Origin of the sequence: Veillonella sp. 6_1_27, from assembly GCF_000163735.1 — a bacterium.
In the GTDB taxonomy this organism is placed as follows: Bacteria; Bacillota; Negativicutes; order Veillonellales; family Veillonellaceae; genus Veillonella; species Veillonella parvula_A.
Genome location: NZ_GG770216.1, coordinates 290632 through 303567, shown reverse-complemented (window position 1 = coordinate 303567; position 12936 = coordinate 290632). Strand labels below are relative to the sequence as shown.

The 12936-nt window shown below is 42.5% G+C and carries 11 protein-coding genes; all 11 read right to left on the bottom strand.

Features of this window, described 5'->3' with window-relative positions; translation table 11 throughout:
* Positions 1-147: 147 nt before the first annotated feature.
* Positions 148-1224 (bottom strand): DUF805 domain-containing protein, encoded by a 1077-nt coding sequence (locus HMPREF0874_RS05245; protein WP_008602167.1) that lies wholly within the window; start codon positions 1222-1224, stop codon positions 148-150.
* Between the two features lie 53 nt (positions 1225-1277).
* Complete coding sequence (locus HMPREF0874_RS05240) at positions 1278-2075, bottom strand: uracil-DNA glycosylase (protein ID WP_039965206.1); 798 nt, start codon at positions 2073-2075, stop codon at positions 1278-1280.
* Positions 2076-2491: 416 nt separating this feature from the next.
* Positions 2492-3265, bottom strand: a complete 774-nt coding sequence (locus HMPREF0874_RS05235) for an ABC transporter ATP-binding protein (RefSeq protein ID WP_004698211.1) — start codon at positions 3263-3265, stop codon at positions 2492-2494.
* An 11-nt stretch (positions 3266-3276) separates the two neighbouring features.
* Entirely contained in the window at positions 3277-4029 is a 753-nt protein-coding gene (locus HMPREF0874_RS05230) for an ABC transporter permease (RefSeq protein ID WP_008602165.1), read from the bottom strand.
* A 10-nt stretch (positions 4030-4039) separates the two neighbouring features.
* Positions 4040-4993, bottom strand: coding sequence for an ABC transporter substrate-binding protein (locus HMPREF0874_RS05225; RefSeq protein ID WP_008602163.1), 954 nt, complete (start codon positions 4991-4993; stop codon positions 4040-4042).
* A gap of 488 nt (positions 4994-5481) precedes the next feature.
* On the bottom strand, positions 5482-7113 hold the full coding sequence (locus tag HMPREF0874_RS05220) for a glycosyltransferase family 39 protein (protein ID WP_008602161.1): 1632 nt from the start codon (positions 7111-7113) through the stop codon (positions 5482-5484).
* Between the two features lie 10 nt (positions 7114-7123).
* Positions 7124-7711, bottom strand: a complete 588-nt coding sequence (locus tag HMPREF0874_RS05215; protein WP_008602158.1) for a DedA family protein — start codon at positions 7709-7711, stop codon at positions 7124-7126.
* A gap of 251 nt (positions 7712-7962) precedes the next feature.
* Positions 7963-8751, bottom strand: a complete 789-nt coding sequence (locus HMPREF0874_RS05210; RefSeq protein ID WP_008602156.1) for an ABC transporter ATP-binding protein — start codon at positions 8749-8751, stop codon at positions 7963-7965.
* Complete coding sequence (locus tag HMPREF0874_RS05205) at positions 8748-9749, bottom strand: iron ABC transporter permease (protein ID WP_008602154.1); 1002 nt, start codon at positions 9747-9749, stop codon at positions 8748-8750. Before HMPREF0874_RS05205 ends, HMPREF0874_RS05210 begins: the two co-directional genes overlap by 4 nt.
* Positions 9733-10716 (bottom strand): ABC transporter substrate-binding protein, encoded by a 984-nt coding sequence (locus HMPREF0874_RS05200; RefSeq protein WP_008602152.1) that lies wholly within the window; start codon positions 10714-10716, stop codon positions 9733-9735. Before HMPREF0874_RS05200 ends, HMPREF0874_RS05205 begins: the two co-directional genes overlap by 17 nt.
* A 123-nt stretch (positions 10717-10839) precedes the next feature.
* Entirely contained in the window at positions 10840-12903 is a 2064-nt protein-coding gene (locus HMPREF0874_RS05195) for a TonB-dependent siderophore receptor (protein ID WP_039965203.1), read from the bottom strand.
* Between the last annotated feature and the right edge of the window lie 33 nt (positions 12904-12936).

Here is a 12936-nt window from a genome sequence, read left to right as displayed (position 1 = left end):
TGAAAGCCTCACTTTCATACGTTGTGCTCATTATAACATAAAAACAACATAAACAAAAGAGTTCTACGCTTGATTCATCAAAAGTAACATAAAATTTTACTACTACTTAAAAGGGCGGCTCAAACCGAACCACCCCAAAGCATGTCATTATTTATCATCTGGCATACTTTTATAAAATCCTTCAATATGCCATTCGCCATTTTCTTCGACCAGAGATATGTAGCGTGTCATGTGCGCAGCCTCAACCGCGCCATCTCCGGGTTTAGTGACTTGCAGATCCGCTTCGTAAATGATGCGTTTCATGCTGTTTATACGAGTGATACGACTCGCACCTAAGGACCCGACAACCACCTTCGGCGCCGACTTCATAGATTCCATCCATTTTTGCTTTTCTACGGGATTCGTCTTAGTCTGATTGATAACATAGGTGAAAGCCTTATCATAGTTCTTTTCATTGACGGCATCAAAATAATCGTGTATCGCATCCCGTGCAGCTTCATCACTGCCTTGACCGACAATGATGTTCGTAAACCATCCGCCCAGCTCCAGTTCACTTTCCGGTCCCATATAACGAGCCGAAACACTGCATACGCAGATAGCACTCACCAGCAATGCAACGAGAATTCGAGTGGTGAAAGCACTGCTCGTAGGCGATACTTTCATAATAGATGCCAACCGTTTGTCAATGACGATGTTCCTTAACGCCTCACCATATTGATTGGCCTTCGGTTCACCCTTCTTACACAGTAGAGCAAATAGAATTATTGGCCCTATAAAAGGTATTAAAACAAAAAATAGATATTCACTACTTTTACCGGTATCATGAAGGCGACGGATACATAGAGCCCCCAACGGAATTAGCAAGACTAGACCGATGATTGTCAGTAACATCCATGCCAACAGGATTAAATAAATACCCCTATGAAGCACCGCCGTAAGTCCATAAGCAAGCGCCAGAATTCCAACGATAACTAATAGCCACAACAAAAAGAACCGCAAAAATTCTCCTTTAGACGCGCGGCCATCTGAATTCATAAATTTGTGGCCTACCACATAAAGAAATGTATCCTTATAACTCAACTGATAATGCGCCAGCGGATAGATAATATCCCCTTCCGGTGCAATTCTCTCAACCTCCACCGCAGTCGTATACTGCCCGCAATGCGGACAGAACATGGCCGCCTCGTCACAATATTGACGGCAGGATTCACAATAACGTTTCATATGTAATACCTTCTATCTCAAAACTCTCTCTATATATAGCTTCAGCAAGACCTTCACGGTATAAATTGGCCTATAGCTTTAGCAAAACCTTCACGGTATAAATTAACCCCACCGTTAGCGGGATGTCTAAGACCGATGGCTGAAAGACCGAATCGCCCCATCGTGTCTGCCGATTTTTGACCGACAGCGAGCACGAGCGGCTCCGGTCCACCTAATTCGGTGTGCAATGCCAACAGTCTTTTCGTATATTCCCAACCCAGCTGCTGCTCCGACTCGGTCGGCGTCCGATTAGTGAGCGGTTCGCCCGCCTTGTGAGGGTGAAAGGGGAATATATTCCACAGCAACGCATCGTACGGATCAATACCTTGTTCAATGATAGCGCTCCACACCACCGTGTCCGTAGGCTCGTTAAAGCCTTGTTCCTGTTGAGTGCGTTTCAACATTAAACTCGTAGGTGAACTGGTCCGCTGTAACGTAATAGGCGTTATCTGATGTGCCCGAATTGTTTTATGCTTATCCAGCAACATGCGCTCACAGGTAATGGCAATGCCCGAAAAGCGCCCACCTTGATATCCGACAGCCTCCGCCACCACAAAGATCTTGGAGCGTCCCAACCGCGGCAGCAAATACGCCATCAAATTGTTACGACGCACCTGAGCCGCATCAAAATCAGGCCGAACAATTTCGAGGTCAGGATTCACCTCGCCCCATGGATTGTGAACAAGCTCGCCCCTATATTGACCGAGCCAGTCTATAAACTGCTGTACTTTTGCAATCTGATTCGTATCAAACGAAGTCATATATTCATCAAAAGACAGCGTTTTCTCTTCCTCTGATGTAAATAAGGACATAGGCTCTCCCCCAATTTATACTACCGAACCATATAATAAATAATGCTGTATATCATGATTATCAATGCTTTATATACTGTATTTATACACTAAAGCCCATAATAATACAATCCATATATTACGATATCCAATCATAATATGTGATAATATATCTGATAATCACGCACTACATAAAATGTATGCCGTTACTATATTATAATAGCATCCATTTCTGAAAATTTGATGCGAAATTAATATTCAAAATATCCACATGCAACAAAATATAAAAAACTGTAATTTTAAAGCGACTTTAGATTCTCTACCATCAAAACGACAGGCCTCATGTAACAGCCCTGATGGTAATGAACGATCCTACTATCTTTGAAACTACAGTTTTTGTTGGACTTCTGTTGCTACTAATATATACAATCTCACATTTATATATAAAACTCGATTTTGTCTTCTTTGGCAAGTTGGAATTGTTCAAATATGTGATTTCGAATATTGACGAAGGATGCGGAGGTCCTGTCCGTCCTATCGATGAGATTGACGGGGATGATCGTTTGCACCCGTCCCGGATTGGCGGCAAGCACTACGACGCGATCCGCAAGTACCACCGCCTCTTCTATGTCATGCGTAACGAATACCACCGTTTTACCCTCTTCACGGCAGATGCGGGAGATTTCGTCCTGTAAATTAATGCGTGTCAACGCGTCGAGGGCCCCTAGCGGCTCGTCCATGAAGATAATATCCGGATCGACCGCCAGCGCCCGCGCAATGGAAACACGTTGCTGCATCCCGCCGGACAACTCCGCCGGATAGCGGTTCCGAGCATGATCGAGCCCCACCATTTTCACGTATTTATCGATAATGGCAGGTCGCTCTTCCTTTGGTACATTCTTGCTTTCAAGGCCCAGTTCAATATTGCTTTCCACCGTTCGCCACGGCAACAGTCCGTAATTTTGAAAGACCGTTACATACCGCAGTTGAGGTGCTTTCACCTCCGCGCCGTCGATGGTAATAGAGCCCGAAGTAACGAGCTCAAAGCCGGCCATAGCATTTAAAAGCGTGCTTTTACCGGACCCGGAAGGACCTAAAAGGCAAATAAATTCACCTCGTTCAATGTCCAGATTAATATTTTCAAGGATGGTGAGCGGTTCTCCATCTTTCATAAATTCCTTGTGTGCATTGCGCACCGAAATGTAACCCATGCGTCCACCTCCTATTTCTCAATGCCCCAACGTCTATAAATCCATTTTTCGATGAGGGACACGCCCCAATCGAGCAAAAGTCCTACAAAGCCAATCGTCAAAATCGCCACCATCAGAAGATCGTTACGCAAATTGTTCCGCATATCGATGATGAGGAATCCAAGACCCGTCTGAGAGCCTACCATTTCCCCCGTCACCAGGAAAATCCACGCCGTTCCGAGCGCGATGTGAAGTCCTGATGCGATGCCGGGAAACACGGCGGGCAATACGATTTTAAATAACAGTTCCGGCTGCTTGATACCAAAATTTCGGGCCACCTTGATGTATACGGGATCGATATTCTGAATCGCGGACACCGTGGATAAGAGAACCGGGAAAAACGCCGCAATAAAGATGATGACGATAGCCGGCGCCTGTCCGATACCGAAGAACAGTACGATAAACGGCAACCATGCCACCGGTGAAATGGGACGAATCACCTGAACGATAGGGTTAATATAGTTCCAAATACCCTTATACCAGCCTAAAATGAGTCCCAGGAATACGCCGGCTACGACGGAAATGATATAGCCTATGAAAAAGCGCACCAAACTGTCCGCAACATCCTTGAATAACACGCCGTCTCCGATGAGCTCCCCAAAGCCGAGCAACACTTTGTATGGCGTCGGCAGCAAGGCTTCGTTAAATCCGCCAAGGCGAACGATTAATTCCCAAATTAGCCACGCTGCGATAAATGAGCCTGGCACATATGTATATTTCTTCATGGTCCCCCTCCTATGGTAACAATGTTTGATCTACAAACTCTGAATAGCTCGGCACGTTTTTGATTAAATCAATATGTGTCATGTGATGCACGAGCGCATTGTAACGCTCCTCTGTAAGGGCTAAATCTTTAAACCCAATCACTTTGAGGGAATGTTCAATAACAGGATCCTTAAACTTCATGTATTTTAAGGAAATCTCCTTTTGCGCCTCCGGATGCTCGTCTAAATATGTACCTGCATCGAGATAAGCTTTTGTGAAAGCCCTCGCCAAATCGTGGTGTTCATCGACGAATTGACCGTTGAACACGAGGGCGCAACAGATATTGTCATGCCATAAGTGATCAGGGTCTTCAAAGACCTTCCCAGCTCCCATTTCTATAGCAAGAGAACCAAATGGCTCCGCCACGCTATAGCCAGCGATTTGACCGACCGACAATGCGGACGGCATTTCAGGAGGACTCATCTCCACTATCTGTACATCCTTCTCGCTAAGACCTGCCTGTTCAAGCATGAGGTCTACGAGAATCTTTTGAGTTGATTGCTTATGAGGGATAGCAAAGGATTTACCTTTCAAGTCCTGTACAGAGTTAATATCATTATTTACAACAATAATGTTACCTTCCGTATGGCCTAATGCCGCTGCGCGCACATCAATGCCCTGTTCACGAGCCTTTACGCCGAGCTCAACGAGAACAGCTGCAGCATCTACTTTACCGGTGTTGAGCGCATCCATAAGTTCCGGCCAGGAACCGTATTTTACAAGCTCTACATGAACTGGACCATCTGCTGTCTCCAGTTCCTTCATAGCAAATACGGGTAGCGCATGCGTAATCGGTAAATACGCAACGCGCACGGTTTTTAATTCTTGGGCGGTCTTTGGTTTACTGTGTTCATGATAACCATACGCTAGCCCACTTACTATCAACAGCACGATAGCAATGAATAGATACCAAAATTTCTTCATAATGTCCCCTCTTTCTACCTCACAACAAGGGGCGTTTATGACTCATATCAATTTCCGCATTTTTCTAAACCTTAGATGAAATCAGGCTTTAGAACACCTCGTCTTCTAAACTTAATATAACCTACTATATCAATATGTATTAATTATGTCAATAAATCATATTAATATTGTAGGTATTATTATTTATGTACGAAAAATATCAATATAGACAAGATCCTATTCATTTAAATAAGCATTTTAATATAAAAGGCAAATAAATAGATAGTATATAGAGGATCAACACCAGTAAACTTTCAGATAACATAAAGCCGCAAGATTTTAATTAACCAAAAACAGCAAACAACTAATTAACAAAAAGTGGTAAGGTGCTAATTAACAAAAAACAGATAGTATTCGTTGTGATATGTACCCCCTTTACTAGACAACCAGTAAAGGGGATACATATCATTGGATACTACCTGTTTGTAATGTTTATTAACTTTTCACAATTATTTGAATAGAGTCTTTTTATTTAGTACGTAAACTTCAGATGTACCTGCTTCACTAGACTCAGATACATGTGGATAAATGGAGGACTGACGGAAATGCTTAATTTCCCCTTTAGGAACGATTAACATAAGTGGCTTACCAGATTCGATAATCTTGTTAAATTCCTCTTCACTTACTTGTTCCATAAGATATTTCTTCTGCCATTCAGCGCTACGTTTGTTTAATTTATCTCGATCATCCCAGCGGCTTTCATCACCATTAATCTTGATAACCTTATGGCCCGTATAATACACAACAGCCGTACTATAGCCATTATAGTAATAGACATCCCCTTCATAGGAATCCACTACTGGAACAACATCAATATTACTACGTTGCTTAACGAATGGCTCTAAACCTTCCATAACAACTATAGAAGATATAACCATAGTACCAAGGACAATAATTGTAACTAAACGATATCCTCTTTTCGTATACCATGTATAGAACATAGCCAATATTGCCATAGCAACCACGACATAGAGCAAACAATAAAAACCCCATGGTGCGAAGAAAGAGCCTGCTACATAAGCAATCCACAAAAGCAACGTCGGCCCCATAATAATCCATTTTAAGGCTCTAGATTTGCCTTTGCGAATAAGCTTCATAACGCCCAAAGCACCGATAGCACTAAATGGGACTAAGCTAACAAAGGTATATAGAGGGTATTTTGTTGCCATCAAGGTGTAGAATAGCACAATTCCAACACCCCAAGTCATATTATAGATAAACCCTGTATGACGTTGTTTAAAGCCATCGATTATGCCGTAAATAACAGCACCCGTCCACGGCATAGAAGCACCAAGGAAGATAGCGAGATAATACCACCACACATTATCTTCTGGATGCTCCGATTGAGTAGCGCGAGTCACATTGTGAAGCCCTAAGAAGCCATTGATAAAGTCTTGACCATGAACACTGTACATGTACACATACCACGGCAAACAAACTACACAAAAAGCTAAAATGCCACGCCAATCGAAGATGGCTTTCACCATAGACCAAGAACGATTAATACCTGCAAAAACAAGTAGAATCATACCAGGCAACACAATGGCTACCGGACCTTTAGTGAGTACGCCTAACGCAGCAAATACATAGGCTACAATCATGGCATACGGTTTCTGTTCTACCAGTCCCTTGTAGGAGTAAATCATGACCATCAACGTCGTATAGAGGAGCACCATATCCGTAATAACGCCATGTGCTACGGTCCAGAACATGAGAGATGTGCCTAGAACGGATGCCCCAATGAGACCAAGTGCCCACTTACCGCTCATGGTACGCGTAGATTGATACATGGTCGCCACCGACAAAGCACCAAAAATAGCACTCGGTAGGCGCACCACCCAATCAGCAATCCCAAAGATTTTAAAGCCAAGAGCAATGAGCCAATAAATCATGATGGGTTTATCGTACCAATAAGTACCATAAATCTGCGGAGATAGCCAATCACCCGAAAGAACCATTTCCTTTGCCGTTAACGCATAATTAGATTCAACGGGATCTGTAACAGGCAACATATTATTGCCAAACATATAAAACACTAGCCACACAATAAATACGACTGGTGTTAATCGAGAGAGTTTCATAAGGGCCTCCTTATCGACGATTACGATAGTATCTAAAGCCCAGTACTACAGCTATAATGACAAATACAACGATCATAACAATCAAGAACTCATGATTGTACTCGATAAGGTCTTGCCAATTTTCACCAAGTACCTTGCCTAAGTAAACGAGCAAAATCGTCCAAGGAATCGTACCAAGTACCGTCCAGATGATGAAATGCCACATGGGATAGCGTGCCATTCCTGCAGGGAAGGAGATAAAGGTACGAACACCAGGTAAAAGTCGACCAAAAAATACAGCTACACCGCCATATTTATTAAACATCTTTTCTGCCAGTTCAAATTTATGTTCATTAAAGAATATATATTTACCATATTTCAATAATAAAGGGCGCCCACCATGCTCACCCATCCAGTAGGATACTATAGAACCAACAATACCTGCTAAGATACCTACCACCATTGTTGTATGCATATCAAATATGCCTTGAGCTATCAAATACCCCGCAAAACCAAGTACGATTTCACTTGGAATAGGCACGTTAGCATTTTCTAGAACCATTGCAATAAACATGGCCGTATAGCCATATGTTTCCATAAACGAAATAATATATTCCACTATTTTACCTCATTAAAAATCCCCATCCGGGTTCTATAATGTACTTATGCTTGTACATCATTTCGTGAAAATTTCACCCAACCATTTAGTACACTATATATTTTACCATAATAAAGAGACCCTCACCACAGGTGGGGTCTCTTTAAGGTATAAACAGTATGCAATTTTCGAAATAGCTTTTTTGCTATTGTGTACATTTCAGTAAAAACAGCTAACAATTAACTGACTATACGGTACCTAAGCTCCTCTGTCTAAGCAAGACCATATGGTACACATATAGGACATGTTTCTTCACTGCGAGGGCTTTGTAAAATATCCGCTTTAATACCGAACCACTCTGCTAAATTCTCTGGAGTCATCATCATATGCGGAGTTCCATCACCTACAATAGCTCCCTCTTTAATAGCAATAATGCGGTCACTATAGCGCAAAGCTAGATTCAAATCATGGAGCACCATAACGACCATAATATTTCGTTCCCGCTGTGTGCGTTTAACTAGCTCCATCAACTCAATTTGATGGCGACTGTCAAGATAAGTAGTCGGTTCATCGAGAAGTAAAATATTCGGTTCTTGCGCCAAACTTAATGAAAGCCATACGCGCTGCCGTTCACCGCCGGATAGTTCCCCTATTTGCTGATACCGATATTTCCATACATCTGTGCATTTCATCGCCTGCTCCACAGCAGCTAAATCCGCATCAGATAGTTCCTTAAAAATCGATACATACGGATTTCGTCCGGATCGAACCAACTGCTCAACTAACATTCCTTCAGGGGCGGTCGTAATTTGCGGTAACAAAGCTATATGGCGCGCTAATTCCTTCGTATTCCACGAATGTAAAGATTTTTCATCCAGCGATATGGTGCCTTGTTTTATCTTGATAAGCCGCGCCAAAGCTTTCAAAAATGTTGATTTTCCCGAACCATTTGGACCAATGATAGATATTATTTCCGGTTTATCAAAGACGATAGATTGATTCTCCAGTATCAATCGTTTTCCATAGCCTACCGTTATATTATCGACGGTTAACACACTCATCTTCGCCCCACCCCTTTCAATAGATACAAGAAGAATGGAGCACCTAAAAAGCTCATCAGTACGCCTACAGGAATTTCACCAGGCGCAATCATCATGCGCGCCAATGTATCTGCATAAACAATTAATATACCACCAAAGACCATAGACGTAGGAATCAAGTAACGATAATCCACACCTACGATGAGGCGCGCCACATGAGGCACGATAAGGCCTACAAATCCCAACATCCCCGACACACTCACCGCTGATGCGGCTAGCAAAGAGGCTAATACGAGTAAGGACAATCGACATCTTTCAACATGCACCCCCAAGGTGCGTGCCGTGTCATCACCTAAACTGAGCAATGTAAGCCATCTGATAGATATCATAGATCCAATAATGCCTATAGCCGTATAAGGCCAGATCATCATCACATCGTCCCAGCTGCGCCCTACAAAACCACCTGCCATCCAGCTCACCGTTCCTTGAACACGATCCGGATAAAACACGGACAAAATCGTATTAAACCCGCCGAAGAAAGCGGCTACAGCCACACCGGCTAAGATAAGGCGCAACGGATTGAGTCCACCTTGCCAAGAAATACCGTAAACCAAAAACGATGCCACTAACGCACCAACAAAAGCACCAATAGGAACAAGCATAACGTAAGTAGGCATGAGAATCATAATAATCATAGCCGCCAAAGCACCGCCAGAGGTAATGCCAATAATGCCAGGATCCGCCAAAGGATTTCGCAAGATACCTTGTAAAATCACGCCAGCTAAGGCAAGATTCATGCCCGCTAAGAATCCCACTACAACACGTGGTAAGCGTATAGTCATGATAATTTGACCAATTTTTGATGTATCGCCACCCGTTATGATTTGGTATAATTCGCCCCAAGTTAATGGAACGGCGCCCAGTTTCATACTTAGCAACACACCTGCTATTAACAGAATCAGCGCAGCCACAAAAACGCGTAAGCCACGACGTTCCTGCACATTAATGAGATTGTCCATATAACACCTTTTCCGCATATAATAACACTTGATCCATTCGAGCGGTCGGCACCGACGCAAACAACGGACCCGGCAAGACCTCTATATTCCCATTAGCAACAGCAGGTACATTCTGCCATGCCGGCGTTTTAAAAGCCTTTTTAAAAGCTGCTATATCTTTCTCACCGCTACTGCCATGATTAATCAAGATAACCTTGTCACAATCAAGAACGGCCATCGTCTCCAGATTAAGCGGAATATATCCATCCAAAGCATTCTCCGATACATCCTGCGGCAAATATACATCAGCCACATTTTTTGCCCCTAATCTTTGGAAAATATCTCCCACATATGTTTTACTGGAGGCTAGTTGGTAACTCGTAGGTGTCCCAAAAACGATGAGGACACGCGGTGCAGACTCATCTTTATGACGCTGTATGATTTCCGTTAGGATATCATTATATTTCTGGACCAACGCAGCCGCCTCCCTATCATGACCAGTCATGGTGCCCACATGTCGAATATGGTCCATGATGTCATCATAATTGGAGGATAAGTGGTAAAAGCTAGGAATATGATTCGCATTAAAAGCTTTGCGCAACGTCGTTTGAAACGGCATGGCAATGCCGATAACGAGATTTGGGTCGGACATAATAATTCGTTCAATACTTGGAGATACAGCACTATTCATATTCGGATACTGTGCAATTTTAGCCTGCACATCTGCCGGTAACTCCCTTGAATTTACTACGCCTACGGGGCTAACACCTAAAGTGATAAGCAATTCACTATCCGCCGAAGAAATAGATACTACACGACTTGCTATGTTTGGCAACGACACAATTTGCTTCGTATCATCTTCAATCTGAATAGCACCTGCCTCGCTGAATACCTCTCGCTTGCCTTCAAAGCTCATAACCGTAGTGAAAGCCCCCACAATGGCAACAATACCCAATAAACATAATAATGGCTTACTGATAATGATCACCTCGCAGATTACTTATGCAAGCTAAATCTCATACATTATAGTTTCAAATTAATACCACTATATTATGTATGAAATACATGCATTAAAGCCTCAGCATTTCATACATACATTAATATCTCACTATTACATACGCAGGTTAAGGCCCATGCGATAAGTGGCGCCATGAATATCTCGTAAGTCTTGTTTTTCGCCAAATATATTTTCAACCCCTACATACATGGATGCATTATCATTCAACTGACGAGTCACCATAATATTCCAAGTTTGAATATTTTTCTTCTTCGGAATGCTGAGACGTGGGTTAACAACGATAGCATCAATGCCATCAAGGTAGTTAATGTAATAATTACCCCAGAACGCACCAGTCCAACGACCTTGATGATAATTAACACCACCACTGAATACATGGCGACCACGGTTTAACAGACGGTCGTGGGTCACGTCATTTTTCGCATCCAAATATGTATAGTTGCCGAATACATCCCATTTATTATTGAGTCTATGATTTACAGATAATTCCAGACCTTGCAATACAGCACGAGGTAAATTGGAATACAAAACATAAATACGGCGATTTGCCATATCAATATGATTGGCACCACTTTCAATATAATTTTTAATAACATTGTGGAAATAGGACGCCTTAACATTTGTCCGTTTCCAATCTTTTTCTACGGAGAAATCAAAGTTATATGAGCTTTCAGGTTTCAAATTAGGATTACCTTGCAAATATATATCGAAAGCTCCTAATCGCCCTCTCGGCACATTAGATGCCATAAGCCAATGATGATACATTTCCGTCATACCAGGTGTGGAGTAGCCTGCACCGTAATTCATTTTAAAACGGAGACTATCATTTGCTTTATAGGTAACACCAATCTTAGGCGACCAATGGCTATCAAATGCATTTGACGTATCGTAACGTACTGCAGGAATAATTACCCATTTACGACTAGGTTTCCATTGATGTTGTACAAAGTAACTACCGTAATTAATGGTTGCCTTACCTGCGGTATCTGTAATGCCTTCTCTAGTTCTTGACCATGCTATGGATCCATTATTAATACGCGTACTAATCGCTTCTTGACGGCGGAATTGAACGCCATACGTCAAGAGATTTTTCTTATCAATTGCCGTGTTAACCTGTGCGTCTGTAATCCATTCTTTATTATAATATTCATCCCAAATGGATAGTTTTTTTATGCCACCCATGCGCTTATATTGATCATAAGTGTCTTTGTAATGATTGTAGTAAGACTGCACCATAAGCGATGACCGGCCGCGACGGCCATTCCAACGAAGACCTGTGCTTGTAGTAGTCGTATTTTTATCAACCGATTGAGTTAATGCGCTACCCTTTTTCGTATTCATATCCAAGTCTTCAGTTTCTCGATCTATAAAGAAGGAAAATTTATCCCTTTTTCCCGCTTGATAAGATACGTCAAAATGAAGCGGTATTCGGTCACCATGATAGTTATTATCCGATCCAGAATCATTATTTCCCGCTATATTCCTACGAATTCCAGCACCAATCGATCCGTTCCACTTCCCTTTTTGTCCGCTACGAGCCAATACATTGAAGTTATATCCTGTCGCACTCGATGCATCACGTCGGGAAATTTCAGTATTAACCTCTACACTTGGCTTTCTGGATTGCTTTGTAATAATATTAATAACCCCACCGTTCGCCTCGGAACCATAAAGGGCACTCGACGGGCCACGCGTTATTTCGATGCGCTCCACATTATCCATGCCTTGACGAAGCCAGCCCATAGCATTAGCTCTTGTTTTCGTCAACTCTCCCGTAACACGTCGTCCATCAATAAGAATTAATGTATGACGAGATTCGGCACCACGCATCGTAATATTTTGTCCACCGTGAGCATCGGTGCTGAAAGCAACGCCTGGCACACTTTGTAAGGCTTGCTCTAAATTACGATATTGGCGACTTTTAATTTCTTCTTGTGAAATAATCGTTGTCGCAATTGGCACATCCCGAACTAAAGCCTCCGTACGAGTAGCAGTAACCGTAATATCTTTCATGCGTCTCGACTGCTCATCACTCGCATTATTTTGAGATTCATCCACACTAACTACACTTGTAGAACTATTATTTTCTGCACCTACCACACCTGCAGCAGATGTTAGATACACAACACACAATAGTGCTGCCCATGATTTTTTCATCACACACCTCCAGAAAATATATTAGGGCTCTAA